Below are 16489 nucleotides of genomic sequence, written 5' to 3' on the forward strand. Positions count from 1 at the left end.
AAGATCGGTGCGGATCGCGGCTGGCGTGATGATCGCGGGGGAAGGCTTGTTCATGGCTGTCTCCTGTGCAGATGGGTGTATGAGCAACCCCACTCTGCCAGAGCGCAGGTCGCGGTCCACCGCCCATGGAATCTTGAACCCGCTGTTCGTCGAGGCGCTGATGGGCTGGCCCGCCGGGTGGACCGGCTTCGCCTCTGCGGCAACGGCGTGGTCCCCTTGGTTGCGGCGTATGCGCTGCGAACTTTGGCGGCTGAATTGCTGGCCGATGGATGAGGTGGCGGCATGAAGCAGTCCCGCCTCATGTCGCTGGTCGAGTCGTTCGCCAACGTGCTCGTCGGCTATGGCGTCGCGGTCGTCACGCAGATCCTGATCTTTCCGATCTTTGGCCTGCACACGACGCTGGCGCAGAACCTGAAGATGGGCGCGGTGTTCACCGTGGTGAGCATCGCGCGGTCCTACATCCTGCGGCGGGTGTTCGAAAGGTTCCGTTGACGCGATGCGGGACGATCATCTATCCTAATCCTGCTGCGAATTCGGCTTCGGCCGATTTGAGTAAGCCAGCGGCTACTCTGACCTGAGGTCTTGTCCTGCAGGTTTCGCGGTCCGGCATGCGGAGCCACGGATCACCGGGCCTCGCGCGAGCAGGAGCTTCCAGCCGGGGAGCGTCCGTTACGGGCGTCGCGCATTCGCTTCTCACGAAGTCGAATGAAAGGACCCGTGTCATGGGATCTGTTAAACGTATCCGTCAGAGGAAGATGATGGCCCAAGGTGGCCGCTGCTACTATTGCGGCCTGCCAATGTGGGACGATGCTGTTGAAGCCGCATCTTCTCAACGAAACCACAAAACGAGGCGGACATCAAAGGCGCTACGCTGCACCGCCGAGCATCTACACGCCCGCTCCGACGGTGGTCGCGACACTGATGAGAACATCGTTGCGGCCTGTTGGTACTGCAATAGCCAGCGCCATAAGCGGAAGCGCCCGCCCACGCCCGAAGAGCATCGCGTGTACGTCCAGAAGCGCATGGCAGCCGGAAAGTGGCTGCTAGCGCAGGTGTCATTGGTCGGTCTTACAGCGACACTGACGAGGCCATCGTAGATACAGGCCGCCGCCCGGTCGGGGCGGCGGCGTAGCGTTTCCGGCGTCTGGTCACGCGGCGGGAAGTCTGTAGACCCGCCCGCGCCCCTCGACCTTCTCCGAGGTCACCTCAAGCCCGAGCTTCTTTTTCAACGCCCCGGCCATGGCACCGCGCACCGTGTGACCAAGCCATCCGGTCGCGGCCATGATCTCCTCGATGGTCGCGCCGTCCGGCGCACGCAGCATGGCGATCAGCGTGGCTTGCTTGGTGCCCTCGCGCGGCGTGCGCGCCTTGGGCGTGGCTTCGGGCTCGGTGGTTGCGTCCGTCGCGGGCACGTCGCTGGGCGCCTTGTCGCCGCCAGTGGGCGTGGTGTTCGCGCCCTCGGGCTCGATGCCAATGGCGGCGAGGCCTGCGTCGGTGGCAACCAGCGTGGTGCCGTGGCCTTCACCGGTTTCGCGCCACATGGGTTCGCCCTTGCGCAGGTCGGCGTCGACCTCCTGCAGGAGGCCCTTGGCGATCATCGCGCCGACCACCTTGGCGGCGGCACCGCCGCGCAGGCTCTCGGGTAGCGGCAGGGCGATGCGCTCGGGCCGCTGGGCGGCGGCGCTCAGGATCAGGGCTTGGGTGTCGGAAAGCTGGGTCATCGTCGTCTCCGTGTCGGGGCGCGCGGCATGCGGGCTCTTCTACGAGGCCAAGCCCGCCAGTCGGCGGGCGGGACCGGGAGCGGGTCGCCTCACTCGGCGTGTTCACCCTCCCTGAAGGCCATATCGCTGATCTCGCGCAGCTTGGCGCGGTAGTGGTTCAGGGTGCCGACGTGACCCCAGTTGATCTCGTCGGGGCTGGTCTCGAAATGGTCCGCGCTGAGGGCGGCGAGCCGCTCCAGCATCGCATCAATCTCGGTCTTCGCGGCGATGAAGGCGTCGAGGGCTTTCGTGTTGTCGGTCGCGCGGCGGGTCATCGGGGTGGCTCCGTGGCTGAGTTGCATCGTCCTTGTGCAATCAGAATCGCTCTGCTTGGCCGGAAAGTGTAGGCAATTCAGAGCCATATGATTACTATCTGACTACCCGGGCTCAGATCAGCCCCATCCCGGCCAGCGATGCGCTGGCTGCGGCGATCTGTGCGGTGGGCAGTTCGATCTTGAGGTGCGAGATGACGTCCGAGACCTCGGCCGCGATCCCGTCCTCGCGCAGGGCCGCCTCGATCACCTCGGCGACGGCGTCGGGGCGGGAGCGGTCGAACTGGTCCGGAAGGGCGTCGTGATCGATGCGGATGGTGGTGGTGCTCATGGCGGGGTCCTTTCAGGATTGGCTGGCGGCGCGGCGTCCGGCCTCGTAGGCCTCGGCGAGCGCGTCGCGGATCGCCCAGACGGCGACATCGTGGAAATCGAGCCGGTCGGAGTGCCGGGTCTCGAGCGTCTCAAGGAAGAAGCGCCGCTGCGCGATCTCCAGGATCAGGGCGTCGCGGGCGGCGGCGGGGTCGGCTTTACTGCGGGTCATCAGGGTGGCTCCGTGGTGAGTTGCATCATCCTTGTGGAGACACGTTCCCTCTGTCCGCGAGGCTTATCAACTCGATAAGCACATGATTTTGAATGATAATCGGAGTCGTCGATGCAGGGCATGAGCGAGCGCCAGTACGCCGCCCATGTCGGGCTGTCGCGGGGCGCGATCCAGAAAGCGAAGACGGCCGAGCGGCTGGTCCTCTATCCCGACGGCAGCATCAACGCGGCCGCCAGCGACGCCCGGCGTGCCGAGACGACGGACCCGTCCAAGACCCGCAAGCCGCCCGCGCCAAAGCTGAAGCCGGTCCCCGAGGCGGCGGTGGCGGCTGTCGGCGACACGCTCCGCGAACAGGGTCTGGCGGTCCCCGCCATCGGCGGCGGCACGACCTTCCTGCAGGCGAAGACCGCGAACGAGGTGCTGAAGGCGCAGGAGCGGCGCATCCGGCTCCAGAAGCTGAAGGGGGAGTTGATCGAGCGGGCCCGCGCGCTGGCGCTGGTGTTCCGGCTGGCGCGGGAGGAACGGGACGCATGGGTCAACTGGCCCGCGCGCGCCGCCGCGCTGATGGCGGCCGAGCTCTCGGCCTCATGCAGCGAGGCGACGGGCCAGCAGATCACCGTGGAGCCAGCCGCGATGCAGAAGGTGCTGGAGAAACATGTACGCGCCCACCTCGACGAACTCGCCGAGGTCCGGCCCGACTTCCGATGAGAGCGGCGATGGCCTGACCGATTTCGACGGCGCGGCGGAGATCCTGCGCGCTTGGGGCAACGGGCTGCGGCCCGACCCGGACCTGACCGTCTCGGAGTGGGCGGACCGGCACCGGATGCTCTCGGGCCGCGCCTCGGCCGAACCGGGGCGCTATCGCACGGTGCGCACGCCCTACATGCGCGAGATCATGGACCGGCTGTCGCCCGGCGATCCGACGCAGCGGATCGTCTTCATGAAAGCGGCGCAGGTCGGCGCGACGGAGGCTGGCAACAACTGGATCGGGTTCGCCATCCACCAGGCGCCGGGGCCGATGCTGGCGGTCCAGCCGACGGTGGAACTGGCCAAGCGGAACTCGAGGCAGCGGATCGACCCGCTGATCGACGAGAGCCCGGAACTGCGGGAGCGGGTCAAACCGGCCCGGTCCCGCGACGCGGGCAACACGATGCTGTCCAAGGAGTTCGCGGGCGGCATCCTGATCATGACCGGCGCCAACTCGGCGGTCGGGCTGCGCTCGACCCCGGCGCGCTACATCTTCCTCGACGAGGTCGATGCGTATCCCGCGTCCGCCGACGAGGAAGGCGATCCTGTTACTCTGGCGGAAGCGCGGTCGCTGACCTTCGCCCATCGGCGAAAAATGTTCTTGGTCTCGACCCCCACCATCCGGGGGCTGTCGCGCATCGAGCGGGAGTTCGAGGCGAGCGACCAGCGGCGGTTCTTCGTGCCGTGCCCGCATTGCGGTGCGATGCAGTGGCTGAAGTTCGACCGGCTGCGCTGGCAGAAGGGCCGCCCGGAGACGGCGGAATATCACTGCGAGGGCTGCGACGCGGCAATCGCGGAACACCACAAGACGGCGATGCTGGAGGGCGGCGAATGGCGGGCGACCGCCACGGCCGCTGATCCGACCACGGTCGGATATCACCTCTCGGCGCTCTATTCGCCGATCGGCTGGCTGAGCTGGGAGCGGATCGTGCGGGCTTGGGACGCAGCGCAGGGGTCGGACGAGGCAATCAAGGCATTCCGCAATACGATCCTCGGCGAGACTTGGGTCGAGACCGGGGAAGCCCCGGACTGGCAGCGGCTCTACGACCGGCGCGAGCGCTGGACATCCGGCACCGTGCCCGCGGGCGGGCTGTTCCTGACCGCCGGGGCCGATGTGCAGAAGGACCGGATCGAGGTCGACGTCTGGGCCTGGGGTCGCGGGCTCGAAAGCTGGCTCATAGATCACGTCGTGATCGAGGGCGGTCCCGACCGGCACGACGCGTGGTCGGAGCTGACCGCGCTGCTGGACCGAAGCTGGCCGCACGAGCGGGGGGCGCAGCTGCGCATCGCGCGTCTTGCCATCGACACCGGCTACGAGGCCCCGGCGGTCTATTCCTGGTCGCGGGCGCAAGGCTTCGCGCAGGTCTCGCCGGTCAAGGGCGTCGAGGGGTTCAACCGCTCGAGCCCGGTGTCGGGACCGACCTTCGTCGATGCGACCGAGGGCGGCAAACGCCTGCGGCGCGGGGCCCGGCTCTGGACGGTGGCGGTGTCGACCTTCAAGGCCGAAACCTATCGTTTCCTGCGTCTGGAGCGACCAACCTCAGAGGAACGCGCCGAGGGTGCTGCCTTCCCGCCCGGGACGATCCACCTGCCGACATGGGTGGAAAGCGAGTGGCTGAAGCAGGTCGTGGGCGAGCAGCTGGTGACGATCCGCACCAAGCGCGGCTTCGCCCGGCTGGAATGGCAAAAGCTGCGCGAGCGCAACGAGGCGCTGGATTGCCGGGTCTATGCCCGCGCCGCCGCCTGGATCGCGGGTGTGGACCGCTGGCCGGATGCCCGGTGGCAGGATCTGGAACGGCAGTTCCCGGACCCGGACGCAATGCGGGCCGATAGTGGACCGACGCCATCGGGTCTTCCTCGGATGCCACAGGGTCCGCGGCGCCGAACTGTGCGTTCGACCTACATGGGCTGATGTTCGTGCCTATTGCTGTCTCAGCGCGCGGCTGCGGGCGAAGGCTTCTAGGGAGACCTTGCGCCGGTTGGCAAGATCGCGGACGCGCGCCGCGATCTCGGGTTCGCCAAAGTCCACCGAGTTGAAGGGGCCACCATACCAGCGGACCAAGTCCTTGTGCTGCGGATGGCGGCGGTTTGCGATGGCCTCGACGAAATCCATGAAGCCCGAGGGGCCGCCCACGTCCTCCGGCGGGGCCGTCCGTTCGCCCGCGATGAACAGCGGATAATCGGTGCCGGGATCGGCCGCGCCGACATGTTCAATCAGCACGCGGTGCTGCCAGTCGTCCCCGAAGTCGTAGGTATAGAGGAAGTCGGTGACGCCGCGATCGATCAGCGTACCGAGGCGCATGCCCTTGGCCTGATAGATCTTGCGGCCCCAGACCGCGTCCTCGGGATCGGGTTCGCCATAGACCCGGTCGCCGACGCGGAAGTCATAGAGGTGATAATTCTCCCACGGCATCACCGCCTGGATGACTTCGTGCAGGGCGCGGAGGTTGGTGGTCAGGCTGACCTCGAGCTCACGCCAGATGCAGGGCTCGAGATGCAGCAGTTCGATGCGAAGGCGGGCAATCCGGTCGGTCATGGCAGGCCTGGTCGGGATGGGTCACGGGCAGGATAGAGGCGGGTCGAGATGGCGACAATCACGGAACTCCGCGCCCGCCGCGAGGCGTTGGCCGCACAACGCGCCTCGGGCGTGGCCCGGGTCAGCTATGATGGAAAGACGGTCGATTACCGCTCCGTGGCTGAGATCGACCGGGCCCTCGAGGCGCTGGATCGCGAAATCGCTTCAGCCGAAGGGCGACGGATCGTGCGGCAGGTGCGCGTCATCACGGACAAGGGGCTCTGAGCATGGGGCTGTTCGGCAGGTTCCGCGGCGGGTCCACTCCCGGCCGGGCGAGCGGCAGCCCTGCAGCCGTGCGCGCTCGGCTCGAAGGGGCCATGGCGCGGCGACGGCTCAAGGGCTGGAATCCACCGCTCGAGAACATCAATGCGCTGGTGGCCTCCGGCGGTCCGCGCCTTCTGGCCCGTGCCCGTGAACTGGTGGTCACCAACGGCTATGCCGCAAACGCGTGCGAGGCCTTTGCGGCAAACCTGGTCGGCGACGGGATCAAGCCGTCCTCGTTGATCGAGGATACGGCCCTGCGGGATCGCGTGCAGCGGCTCTGGCTTGCCTGGACGGACGAGGCCGATGCGGACGGGCTGACCGACTTCTACGGACTGCAGGCGATGGTCGCGCGCGAAATGTTCGTCGCGGGCGAGTGTTTTGTCCGGCTGCGTCCCCGACGCTCGGAAGACGGGCTGACGGTGCCGCTGCAGCTGCAACTTCTGCAGTCCGAGATGCTGCCCTTCGAGAAGACCGAGACAGCCGCCAACGGCAACCGTGTCCGCTGCGGGATCGAATTCGACGGGATCGGGCGGCGGGTGGCCTATCACTTCCGCCGCCGCCATCCGGGCGACAGCACGGACCAGCGGGTGGCGGTGCCGGATTCTGTCCGCGTCCCGGCCGAGGATGTTCTGCACATCTACCGCCCCATCGATGCGGGCCAGATCCGCGGCCTGCCGCATGTAGCACCTGCCATGGTGAGGCTGTTCCTGCTCGACCAGTACGACGATGCGGAACTCGACCGGAAGAAGACCGCGGCGATGTTCGCGGGCTTCATCACCAAGACCGCGCCGGAAGAGCCGATGATGGGTGAAGGCGCGGCCGATACCGAAGGTGCCGCGATTGCCAGCCTCGAGCCCGGCACCATGCAGGTCCTGCTGCCGGGAGAGGACGTGAAGTTCTCGAGCCCGGCCGATGTGGGCGGGGGCTACGAGGCGTTCCAGTATCGCACGTTGCTGGCGGTCTCAGCCTCGCTTGGTCTGCCCTATCACCTCGTCACCGGCGATGTGCGGCAGGCGAACTACTCGAGCCTTCGGGCCGAACTGGTCGAGTTTCGGCGCCGCATTGGCCAGTTGCAGCATGGCGTGATTGTCCACCAGTTCTGCCGTCCGATCTGGGCGCGCTGGATGGAAACCGCAATGCTGTCGGGCGCGCTCGATCTGCCCGGGTTCGCTGCCGCACCCGGCCGATTCCGCCCAGCACAATGGATCCCGCCACGCTGGGACTGGGTCGATCCGCTGAAAGACATTCAGGCGCAGATCCTGGCAATGGAGGCGGGCATCACCTCGCGGCGCAAGGTGGTCGAAGCCACTGGCTACGACGTTGAGGAGGTCGACCGCGAGAACGCCGCCGACGCCCAACGGTCGGCTGATCTCGGCCTTCGATACAGGACCAGCCCTGGCGGGACGCAAGGCGCGCGGGCCACGCCCTCAAGACTGCCCGATCCGGAACCCGATGGATCCGACGCGGGCGCGCAATCCGAACAGGAGTGACATTATGAAGAGCTGGTACACGATCCGCGCCCGGGGCACGGGCGCGGAAGTGCTGATCTATGACGAGATCGGCGCCTATGGCGTCAGCGCCAAGGGTTTCCTCGCGGAGCTCGGAGCACTGCCGGACGGGGTGCCGATCGACCTGCGGCTGAACAGCCCCGGCGGCTCGGTTTTCGATGCGGTGGCCATCTACAACGCCCTACAGCGGCATGACGGAACGATCACCGTCTGGATCGATGGCGTGGCCGCCTCGGCCGCCTCCTATGTGGCCATGGCGGGCGATGAGATCGTCATGCCCGAGAACTCCTTTCTGATGATCCACTGCCCTTCGGGCCTGGTCATTGGCACCGCTGCGGACATGCGCGAGATGGCCGAGACCATGGACAAGATCGCGGGCACCATGGTTCGCGGCTATGCAGCCCGGTCGGGTCGTTCCGAGAAAGAGATCGCGGCGCTCATGGCGGCCGAGACCTGGTTCGATGCGGCAGCGGCCCTCGAGGCGGGGCTTGCCACCCGCATGATCGAGCCGGTGCGGATTGCCGCCAGCTTCGACATCGCGCGGTTCCGCAACGCGCCGCCCGCGCTGGCAGAAGCCATCGCCGATCCGGCTTCTGAGAGCGATCAGGACGGCAATGAGACCGCCGAAGACGTCATAGGCGACGAGATCGGCGACGAGGCTCCCGCGGTCCCAGGTGAACCCAAGCCTGAGCGGGGCAAACCGCCGAGTCCCGACCCTGTGGCGACAGGCATCGATCCAACCGCCATCCGGCGCGACGCAATCGCCCATGCCCGCGCCGTGGTCGACCTCTGTCGCCTAGCAGGACAGCCACAGATGGCCGGGCGTTTCCTCGAAGAGGACGCCAGCCTTGATGCGGTGCGCAGCAGCCTTCTTGCCGCGAGGGCCGAGGCGGAGGCGCAGATCAGCCCCCATCACCCGCAACCCGGGCCCACACCCACCGCCCGTCCCTGGGGCGACGTGATCGCACGCACCTTCAAGCTGAAAGGATGATCCTCAATGACCACGCTGACCGAAGGCAGACACGCGGGCGGCTTCCTCGTCTGGGAAGCGTCGCGCGACTACACCCGTGACACCGTCACCCTCGCCTCCGGCGCAGGCAAGCTCGCCCCAGGCACGGTGCTGGGCAAGATCACCACTGGCGGCAAGTTCACCCAGCTTGCCCCTGCCGCATCGAACGGCAGCCAGAACGCCGCCGGGATCCTCTGGGGCCCGGCCGACGCAACCGCCGCCGATGCTTCCGCCGTCGTGGTCCTGCGCGGCCCGGCCATCGTCAACCGCAATGACCTCGTCTGGCCCACGGGCGCGACGGAACCCCAGATCACCGCCGCCACCGCGGCGCTGGCCGCGCTCGGCATCCTGCTACGCTGATCTCTTCATCGAAAGGACATCCCCATGGCGACCATGGACATCTTCGAAGGCGATGCCTTCTCGATCATCGAACTGACCCGCGCGCTGGAGAACATCCCCTTCAAGCCCGCGATCCTCTCGGGCGCGAACCTGTTCGGGCCCCGCGGCGTGCGTGCGCGCACCGTCGTGATCGAGAGCCGGGACGGCACGCTGCAGCTGATCCCGTTCTCCGAACGCGGCTCGGCCTATGAACAGCAGGTGCCGGAACGCCGCGAGATGCGCGCCTTCGTCGTGCGCCAGTTCAAGAAGCAGGACGTGCTCTGGGCCTCGGAGATCCAGGGCATCCGCGACCACGGATCGGAAACCGCCACCCAGCAGGTGCAGACCGAGGTGGCCCGCAAGCTGGGGCGGCTCAGGAACGACGCCGAGGCCACCTTCGAATTCCACCTCTTCAACGGCATCCAAGGCGTGGTGAAGGATCCGAAGGACGGGGCGACGGTGGTGAACTACTTCACCGAGTTCGGCATCACGCCCGCCACCGAGGTCGACTTCGACCTCGACAACGCCAGCCCCGCCTCGGGCGCGCTCAGGAAGCGCTGCCAAGCGATGATCGAAAGCGTGGAGGACAGCCTTGGCGGGCTGGCCGCCGGTCAGGTCCAGCTGCGCGCCGAATGCGGCTCGGCCTTCTTCGCCGATCTGGTCGCCCACAAGGAGGTGCGCGAGACCTACCTGAATACCGCCGCTGCCGCCGATCTGCGCGGGCGCGTTGGCGAGGAGGTCAGCTTCGGCGGCATCACCTTCCGCCGCTACCGAGGTGGTCTCGGCTTCGGCGTACCGACCGACAAGGCCTACTTCTATCCCGAGGGGGTCGAGGGCCTCTTCGAGATCTACTTCGCTCCGGCCGACACCTTCGAGACGGTCAACACGCTCGGCTTGCCGCTTTATGCGCGTATGATCCCGGACCGTGACAGGGATGAATGGGTGCGCCTCGAGATCGAGAGCAACCCGCTGCCGATCTGCACCCGCCCGCAGGTGCTGCGTTCGGCGCGGCGGACGTGATGAGTGCCGTCGCCCTGGCACTCGACGCGCTGTTCTTCGACCCGAATATTGCGCGCTACGCCACATACATCGCCGAGGGTGGCGCGCCCCAGCTCATCCGCGTGGTTGCCCGCCGCGCGGATGAGGTCACGGGCTTTGGCGAAGCCCGGCTCTGGTCCGAAACCACGCGGATCGATCTGCGCGTCGCCGAGGTGGCGAACCCGCGCCCCGGCGACCGCATCGAGATCGAGGGGGACGCCTTTCTCATCCAGGGCGAGCCTGTCCGTGACCGCGAGCGGCTGGTCTGGACTGTCGATTTGAGGCCCGCGTGAAACTCGGCATCGACATCGTTGGCGATATTGCCAGCCTGCTCGATGCCGAGGCGAAGGCAGGCGAGAAGGCAGTGAGCACGGCGATGCGGATTGCAGGGACCGGTCTCAAAGATGCCTGGCGCGCGCAGATCACCGGCGCGGGTCTCGGGGCACGGCTTGCCCGCACCATCCGGTCGGAAGCCTATCCCAAGGGCCTGCCGAGCCTCAACGCTGCCGCGCTGGTCTGGTCGAAGGCCCCGGTGATCATCGGCGCTCACGATACCGGCCCGCTGATCCGCTCCAAGAACGGGTTCTGGCTGGCGATCTCGCTGCCTGCCGCAGGCAAATCCCTGCGCGGCGGCCGGATCACCCCCGGCGAATGGGAACGACGCCGGGGATTGCGGCTACGGTTCGTCTATCGCCGGACGGGCCCGAGTCTGCTGGTGGCTGAGAGCCGGCTGAACACGAAGGGCCAAGCGGTAGTGTCGCGCTCGAAGACCGGACGCGGCAAGGTCACCGCGCCGATCTTCCTGCTGGTGCCGCAGGTGAAGCTGCCGAAGCGGCTGGACCTGGCGCGGGATGCGGACCGGGCATTGGACGGCGTGCCGGGGCTGATCGTGGCGAACTGGGTGGAGGGTAGGTTGTGATCGCATCGATGCGCAATCTTGCTCGGCAGCCACGAAACCGACGGCTCGGGTCACCCCGCGCAGCACGACAGCTTCGCGACATCCTTGTCGAAGGTCTGCGCGGCGAGCTTCAGGCCCTCGACCGTGGTGAGATAGGGGAAGATCGTCTCGCCGAGCGCCTTTGTCGTCATGCCGAACTTCAACGCCAGGACAAGCGTCTGGACACTGTCGGCGCCCTCCGGCGCCATGATCACGCCGCCCAGCAGGCGGTCGGTCGCCCGGTCCGCGACCAGCTTGATCAGGCCGCGCGTGTCGCGGGCGGCGAGCGCGCGGGGTACGTTGTCGAGGGTCAGCACGCTGGTCTTGACGTCATGACCCGCCGCGCGCGCCTGCGCCTCGGTCAGGCCGACGCCGGCGACCTGCGGATCGGTGAACACCACCCAGGGCATCGCGGCGTTGTCGTAGCGCTCGGCCCCGCCCAGCACGGCGTTGCGGGACGCGAGCTTGGCGCCATAGGCGGCCATGTAGACGAACTGGTCCCGGTCCGTCACATCGCCCGCCGCATAGATGCCGGGGCGTGTCGTGGCCATGTCGTCGCCAACCTTGATCGCGCCGCGTCGATCGGTCTCGATGCCCATTTCGGCCAGACCCAGCCCTTCGGTGTTGGGCGCGCGCCCGGTGGTCAGGACAAGGTGATCCGCGGTCAGATCGCGTACGTTGCCGTCAACCGTTACCGTCAGAACGGCGCGGTCGCCGTCGCGCCGCGCGGCGTCATAGGTCACGCCGTCGAGGATCGTGAGACCTTCGGCACGCAAGACCTCGGCGAGTGCCCTAGAGACCTCCGGCTCTGCCCGCGGCAGCAGGCGCGAGCGGCAGACGATGGTGACGCGTGTGCTCATCCGCGCCATCATTTGCGCGAGTTCCACGCCGATATAGCCGCCGCCGAGGAGAATCAGGCTCTCGGGCAGCCGCTCCAGCTCCAGGAGCGACGTGCTGTCGAGCGTCGGGACGTCCAGGATACCGGGGATGTCGGGCACGGCGGGCCGCCCGCCGGTGGCGACGATGACCTTGGGGGCTGTGATCTTGCGCCCGCCGATTTCGACGCCGCCTTCGACCAGACGTGCCGGACCCTCGTCGAGATAAGTCACGCCATCGTAGCCCGGCAGCAGGTCGGCATATTTCTTCTGGCGCAGCGTCGAGACGAGATCGTCCTTGGCCGCGACCAGCGCCGCCCAGTCGGCGACCTGCGCCTCGCCCCTGAGGCCCGGGAACCGATGCGCCGACTGCGCGCCGTGGACAGCCTCGGCGGCACGGATCATCGTCTTGGACGGCACGCAGCCCACGTTCACGCAGGTCCCGCCGATGGTGCCATGACCGATCAGGGCAATCCGCTTGCCTCCTTCGGCGGCGGTGATCGCGGCCGAGAACCCGGCCGAGCCGGCACCGATCACGGCAAGGTCGAAATCGTCTTTCGGGGCGCAGTCGTCTTTCATGGGGTCATCCGTCCGTTCGAGTGTTCAGTCGCCGCTGCCGCCGTCAGACAGCCTAGACCTGTAAAAGGCGCCCAACAGGCACCCGCTGCGAGCCATCCCTTTCGGGCCGGGCGATCCGCGGTCGGGCTGTCCGTTCGGTCGTCTGCAAGCTCCCCGTCGCGTACCTCTCGTCTGCTATTGATGAGAGGTGTAAGGTCTGTAGCAACTACAGGCTCAAGGGGAAACTGGCCGATGACCGATCACGAGAGCGAGAGCGGCCTTACACGCGGAGACCTAGCTCGGACGACCGACTGCAACATCGAGACGATTCGCTATTACGAGAAGACTGGCCTGCTGCCCGACCCGCCCAGGACGGGCGCAGGCTACCGCATCTACTCCTCTGTGCATGCCACGCGCCTGCGCTTCATCCTGCGCGCGCGCGAACTCGGGTTCTCGATGGAGGACATCCGCGGATTCATGGGGCTCGAAGACGGTGCCGCGCCAACTTGCGCAGAGGTCAAGGAGCGGACCGAGCGCCACCTTGCCGATGTCCGCGCGAGGATCGCGGATCTCAGGCGCATCGAAATCGTCCTCACCGAGACCGCATCCAAGTGTTCGGGCGCCGAGGTTCCGGACTGTCCGGTGCTCGACGCAATTTCCAGGTCCGCCAATCCATGACCCCTCGCGAAACCATCCTCGCCGCGCTGCACACGCGGCTCTCGGCGCTGCCTGCCACCGCCCTGCGCGGCGACGTCCTGCCCGAGCGCGTACCGACCAATGGCTTGCTGATCCTGCGCGATGGCGAGCCGGGAGAGCCCGAAGTGACGCTGTCGCCGCTCGCCTACCACTATCAGCACCGCGCCGAGATCGAGGCGGTCGTGCAGGGCACCGACCGTGACGCTGACTTCGACACGCTGATCGCCAGCATCGGGGCTGCGCTCTCGATCGACCGCACACTCGGCGGCCTCTGCGACTGGGTCGAGGCGGAAGCGCCGCGCCCGGTCGATCTGCCGGTCGAGGGCGCGGCCAGCCTGAAGGCTGCCGTCATCCCGGTGGTGCTGCATTATTCCACGGCCGACCAGCTGGCCTGACCCCGACAACCCGAGGAGAACACCATGGCACGAGCCCAGGGGGCGCGGGCGCTGATGGCGCTTGCGTTCGAGACGACCTACGGAACGCCGCCCGCCAGCGGCTTCACGCGGATGCCCTTCGCCAGCACCTCACTTGGGGCGGAGCAACCGCTGCTGAACTCCGAGCTTCTCGGCTACGGCCGCGATCCGCTGGCGCCGATCAAGGACGCGCTGACGGCGGACGGGAATGTCGTCGTGCCGATCGATGCGGAGGCGTTCGGGTTCTGGCTGAAGGCCGCCTTCGGCCAGCCGATCACCACAGGCACTGCCGCGCCCTACAGCCACGAATTCCGCTCGGGCGGCTGGGTGCTGCCCTCAATGTCCATCGAGACCGGCATGCCCGAGGTGCCGCGTTTTGCGATGTATTCGGGCTGCGTGCTCGACACGCTCAGCTGGCAGATGCAGCGCTCGGGCCTGCTGACCGCGACGGCAAGCCTGGTCGCGCAGGGCGAGGCCATCGCCACGACCTCCGCCGCAGGCACGCTGGCAGAGATCGACCTCCAGCGCTTCGGACATTTCAACGGGGCGATCACGCGAAACGGCCAGCCGCTGGGCAACATCGTCTCGGCCGAGATCACCTATGCCAACACGCTCGACCGGATCGAGACCATCCGCTCGGACGGGCGCATTGATGGCGCGGACCCGGGCATGGCGGCGCTCACGGGCCGGATCGAGGTGCGCTTCGCCGATCAGCTGCTGGTGACGCAGGCGATCAGTGGCGAGCCCTGCGAGATGACCTTCGCCTACGTGCTGCCCTCGGGCGAGAGCCTGACGATGGTGGCCCACGCTGTCTACCTGCCGCGCCCGCGCATCGAGATCTCGGGCCCGCAGGGCGTGCAGGCATCTTTCGACTGGCAGGCAGCGCGCGACAGCACGGTCGGCAGGATGTGCACGACGACGCTCGTGAACGCCGTCGAGAGCTACTGACGCGCGCGACTACGCCGGGTTCAGGAACTCCGGCGACGGCCGGAAACGGTGTCCTCAACCGCCTGCGCGATCGTCTTGATGTCTCCGATGACGTCGACCGGTCCGTCGTAGGAAATCGCGTTCCCGGGCATGCCAGCCGGGGGCCCGTTCGGGGTTATGACCATTGTCAGGCCTCCTGCATCGTGGATCGCGGCAAGACCCCGCGATCCATCGTCGAGGGAGCCCTCCAGCACGATGCCCATGATGCGCATGCCTCCAAACGCCACGAGAGACTTGAAAAGCAGATCGACGGTTCGATTGCCGTACATCCGATCGGGATCAGGCGTCACGGTGCCTTCGGTCCGGGAAATCAAGGTCAAATGGCTCGCGGGCTCGCCGATGTAGACGCGTCCCGGCTGAAGCCGCTCACCCTGAACGGCAATGACCACCGACATGCGGCTGGATCGCTGCAGCACCTCTCGCAAGCGGCTCAAGGACGTCCAGGGCCGATGCAGGACGATCATGACCACTGCATCCAGATCGGGCCATTCTCGCAACAGATCGCGTAGATCCTGGAGTCCCTCGCTGCCAGAGGCTCCGACGGCAACCGTCCATGGCGCATAACCCGTCATCCCCGCATGTTACGGCGTGGGCCCTCATGAGCAACAGGAAACCACATCTGCGACCAGTCCGATGCACACGAGGGGCGCCCCCCCCTCAAAGTCCCGACGCTCATCCAGACTTCGCTTATGATCCAGCCAGCGATCAGGTTACGAACAGCATGCCCGCCACTGTGAGAGCGGCAAGCACCGCGCCGGGCAGCGCGCCCCGCCAGAACCACTTGCGATTGTAGATGGGCGTCTCCGTGTAGCAGTCCCCACAACGCGGGGCGCCATAGCGCAGCTGATGGTCACAGCGCGGGCAACGAAAAATCCGCCGCGGAGCTGATGTTTTAGTTTCAGTCATATGAGGTTCAGGGCCTTCGAAATGTGTCGGAAAAAGGGCGCAGCTAAAGCGCTGCTACCAAATCAGACTGATCATCACGGAACGCCCAACTCTTCGCAGACGCAGAACAAAGTCGCAATCCTGCTCGCAGCCGCAGCGAGATTATGTCGACTGTGTGTCCTCTCTGCCCTCCCACCTGACCGGCACCTACTGCCGGCGGCCTCCTTCCCTCTGCACAATCCAAGGACCCCTCTGATGCTGACGCTCGACCTGACCAATGCCCCGCGCTGGCACGATCTCGCCCCCGGCCTGCGGCTGCAGCTGCGCCCGCTGACCACCGCGCTGATGGTGGCAACGCGTAGCGACCCGGACGTGGAGGCGGTGCCGGCCGATGCTTCCGACGAGGAACGCGCAGTGGCCTTCGCCAAGGCACTGGCGCGCCGCGCTGTGCTGGACTGGGAGGGCGTCGGCGATGCCCAAGGCAGTCCCGTCGAACCTGGTCCCGAGGCCATTGATGCGCTGCTGGAGATCTGGCCGGTCTTCGAGGCGTTCCAGACGCAATATGTCGCCAAGGGCCTGCTGCTGGACCAGGAAAAAAACGCCTCTGCGCCCTTGCCGACTGGTCCTTCGGCGGGGGCGACCGCTACTGCGACGCCTGTGAAGGGGCATGCCAAGAGTGTCCGGCGCGACTGAACCAGCCACAAACGCATGAAGGCTGGCAGGTCTGGGACCTGGTCGGCCGCCTCGGCGGCCAGCTGCGGGTGGTTCCCGGCGCCATCATCGGCTGGGACCTGACCGCAGCCCTCGCGCTGGGCACCGCCCTCGGCGTGCCGCCCCTCGTCCTGGCCGAACTGCTGCCTTCAATCGAGGCGGTCATGGTCACGAAGCTCAACGAACAGATGGAGCGCCCCAATGACTGAGAAGATGGGGTGGATGCCGCTCTCCCCCGACGGCATCGCAATGTGCCAAGCTTGTGGTGTCGAAAACACAAGTAAGGACAGGAGAGGGCATCCATGGAAGAAGTTACCATCATCGGCATCGATCTG

At 67.0% G+C, this 16489-nt stretch carries 23 protein-coding genes and 1 pseudogene; 17 read left to right on the forward strand and 7 right to left on the reverse strand.

All coding sequences use genetic code 11. From position 1 onward, the window contains the following. The 3 genes and pseudogenes from Q8S30_RS20935 to Q8S30_RS21140 form a co-directional block, all read left to right on the forward strand. A pseudogene (locus Q8S30_RS20935) lies at positions 1–286 on the forward strand (hypothetical protein); the annotation flags it as partial. Beyond that, a complete protein-coding gene (locus Q8S30_RS20940) occupies positions 283–492 on the forward strand; it encodes a hypothetical protein (protein WP_284326550.1) in 210 nt (69 codons plus the stop codon). The pseudogene Q8S30_RS20935 and the gene Q8S30_RS20940, both read left to right, overlap by 4 nt. Positions 493–797: 305 nt before the next feature. Beyond that, positions 798–1097, forward strand: coding sequence for an HNH endonuclease signature motif containing protein (locus Q8S30_RS21140; protein WP_371135569.1), 300 nt, complete (start codon positions 798–800; stop codon positions 1095–1097). Positions 1098–1148: 51 nt separating this feature from the next. Here the strand turns inward: Q8S30_RS21140 and Q8S30_RS20945 are convergent, their stop codons facing one another. From Q8S30_RS20945 to Q8S30_RS20960, 4 genes are all read right to left on the reverse strand, one after another. Then, positions 1149–1721 (reverse strand): DUF3489 domain-containing protein, encoded by a 573-nt coding sequence (locus Q8S30_RS20945; RefSeq protein WP_305667964.1) that lies wholly within the window; start codon positions 1719–1721, stop codon positions 1149–1151. Between the two features lie 89 nt (positions 1722–1810). Beyond that, positions 1811–2035 carry a hypothetical protein gene (locus Q8S30_RS20950; protein ID WP_305667965.1) on the reverse strand — a complete coding sequence of 75 codons (225 nt, stop codon included), beginning with the start codon at positions 2033–2035 and terminating at the stop codon, positions 1811–1813. Positions 2036–2147: 112 nt separating this feature from the next. Next, positions 2148–2363, reverse strand: coding sequence for a hypothetical protein (locus tag Q8S30_RS20955; protein ID WP_305667966.1), 216 nt, complete (start codon positions 2361–2363; stop codon positions 2148–2150). A 12-nt stretch (positions 2364–2375) separates the two neighbouring features. Beyond that, complete coding sequence (locus Q8S30_RS20960) at positions 2376–2573, reverse strand: hypothetical protein (protein ID WP_305667967.1); 198 nt, start codon at positions 2571–2573, stop codon at positions 2376–2378. 111 nt (positions 2574–2684) lie between these two features. Here Q8S30_RS20960 and Q8S30_RS20965 point away from each other — a divergent pair, with 111 nt between their 5' ends. After that, positions 2685–3281 carry a hypothetical protein gene (locus Q8S30_RS20965; RefSeq protein ID WP_305667968.1) on the forward strand — a complete coding sequence of 199 codons (597 nt, stop codon included), beginning with the start codon at positions 2685–2687 and terminating at the stop codon, positions 3279–3281. After that, the gene (locus Q8S30_RS20970) at positions 3229–5232 is read left to right on the forward strand and encodes a phage terminase large subunit family protein (protein ID WP_305667969.1); all 2004 of its coding nucleotides are present in this window, start codon (positions 3229–3231) and stop codon (positions 5230–5232) included. The genes Q8S30_RS20965 and Q8S30_RS20970 overlap by 53 nt, the downstream gene beginning before the upstream one ends. Before the next feature lie 9 nt (positions 5233–5241). Here the strand turns inward: Q8S30_RS20970 and Q8S30_RS20975 are convergent, their stop codons facing one another. Next, positions 5242–5856: a plasmid pRiA4b ORF-3 family protein gene (locus tag Q8S30_RS20975; protein ID WP_305667970.1), complete on the reverse strand. Its 615-nt coding sequence runs from the start codon at positions 5854–5856 to the stop codon at positions 5242–5244. 48 nt (positions 5857–5904) lie between these two features. Between Q8S30_RS20975 and Q8S30_RS20980 the strand changes: the two genes are divergently transcribed. The 7 genes from Q8S30_RS20980 to Q8S30_RS21010 are packed head-to-tail and all read left to right on the forward strand — an operon-like array spanning position 5905 to position 11011. Continuing rightward, the gene (locus Q8S30_RS20980) at positions 5905–6120 is read left to right on the forward strand and encodes a phage head-tail joining protein (RefSeq protein WP_305667971.1); all 216 of its coding nucleotides are present in this window, start codon (positions 5905–5907) and stop codon (positions 6118–6120) included. Between the two features lie 2 nt (positions 6121–6122). After that, positions 6123–7649 (forward strand): phage portal protein, encoded by a 1527-nt coding sequence (locus Q8S30_RS20985; RefSeq protein ID WP_305667972.1) that lies wholly within the window; start codon positions 6123–6125, stop codon positions 7647–7649. 4 nt (positions 7650–7653) lie between these two features. Continuing rightward, positions 7654–8658: a head maturation protease, ClpP-related gene (locus Q8S30_RS20990; RefSeq protein WP_305667973.1), complete on the forward strand. Its 1005-nt coding sequence runs from the start codon at positions 7654–7656 to the stop codon at positions 8656–8658. A gap of 6 nt (positions 8659–8664) precedes the next feature. After that, positions 8665–9036, forward strand: a complete 372-nt coding sequence (locus tag Q8S30_RS20995; RefSeq protein WP_305667974.1) for a head decoration protein — start codon at positions 8665–8667, stop codon at positions 9034–9036. A 24-nt stretch (positions 9037–9060) separates the two neighbouring features. Next, positions 9061–10074, forward strand: coding sequence for a major capsid protein (locus Q8S30_RS21000; protein ID WP_305667975.1), 1014 nt, complete (start codon positions 9061–9063; stop codon positions 10072–10074). Then, positions 10074–10385 (forward strand): hypothetical protein, encoded by a 312-nt coding sequence (locus tag Q8S30_RS21005; protein ID WP_305667976.1) that lies wholly within the window; start codon positions 10074–10076, stop codon positions 10383–10385. The genes Q8S30_RS21000 and Q8S30_RS21005 overlap by 1 nt, the downstream gene beginning before the upstream one ends. Beyond that, positions 10382–11011 (forward strand): DUF6441 family protein, encoded by a 630-nt coding sequence (locus Q8S30_RS21010; protein ID WP_305667977.1) that lies wholly within the window; start codon positions 10382–10384, stop codon positions 11009–11011. Before Q8S30_RS21005 ends, Q8S30_RS21010 begins: the two co-directional genes overlap by 4 nt. Positions 11012–11061: 50 nt before the next feature. On the opposite strand, the gene merA is transcribed toward Q8S30_RS21010, so the two are convergent. Then, on the reverse strand, positions 11062–12483 hold the full coding sequence (gene merA, locus Q8S30_RS21015) for a mercury(II) reductase (RefSeq protein WP_165054030.1): 1422 nt from the start codon (positions 12481–12483) through the stop codon (positions 11062–11064). A gap of 231 nt (positions 12484–12714) precedes the next feature. On the opposite strand from merA, the gene Q8S30_RS21020 reads away from it, so the two are divergent. From Q8S30_RS21020 to Q8S30_RS21030, 3 genes are read left to right on the forward strand one after another with little or no spacing between them, the layout of a single operon-like run. Then, on the forward strand, positions 12715–13140 hold the full coding sequence (locus Q8S30_RS21020; protein WP_165054027.1) for a helix-turn-helix domain-containing protein: 426 nt from the start codon (positions 12715–12717) through the stop codon (positions 13138–13140). Next, entirely contained in the window at positions 13137–13553 is a 417-nt protein-coding gene (locus tag Q8S30_RS21025; RefSeq protein WP_197644523.1) for an acyl-CoA transferase, read from the forward strand. The genes Q8S30_RS21020 and Q8S30_RS21025 overlap by 4 nt, the downstream gene beginning before the upstream one ends. Before the next feature lie 24 nt (positions 13554–13577). Beyond that, positions 13578–14519 carry a phage tail tube protein gene (locus Q8S30_RS21030; RefSeq protein WP_305667978.1) on the forward strand — a complete coding sequence of 314 codons (942 nt, stop codon included), beginning with the start codon at positions 13578–13580 and terminating at the stop codon, positions 14517–14519. Positions 14520–14539: 20 nt separating this feature from the next. Here the strand turns inward: Q8S30_RS21030 and Q8S30_RS21035 are convergent, their stop codons facing one another. Continuing rightward, entirely contained in the window at positions 14540–15130 is a 591-nt protein-coding gene (locus tag Q8S30_RS21035) for a chemotaxis protein CheB (RefSeq protein ID WP_305667979.1), read from the reverse strand. A 568-nt stretch (positions 15131–15698) separates the two neighbouring features. Between Q8S30_RS21035 and Q8S30_RS21040 the strand changes: the two genes are divergently transcribed. After that, positions 15699–16136 carry a hypothetical protein gene (locus Q8S30_RS21040; protein WP_305667980.1) on the forward strand — a complete coding sequence of 146 codons (438 nt, stop codon included), beginning with the start codon at positions 15699–15701 and terminating at the stop codon, positions 16134–16136. 68 nt (positions 16137–16204) lie between these two features. Continuing rightward, on the forward strand, positions 16205–16363 hold the full coding sequence (locus Q8S30_RS21045; RefSeq protein ID WP_305667981.1) for a hypothetical protein: 159 nt from the start codon (positions 16205–16207) through the stop codon (positions 16361–16363). Positions 16364–16489: the final 126 nt, after the last annotated feature.

The organism is Frigidibacter sp., assembly GCF_030695035.1.
In the GTDB taxonomy this organism is placed as follows: Bacteria; Pseudomonadota; Alphaproteobacteria; order Rhodobacterales; family Rhodobacteraceae; genus Frigidibacter.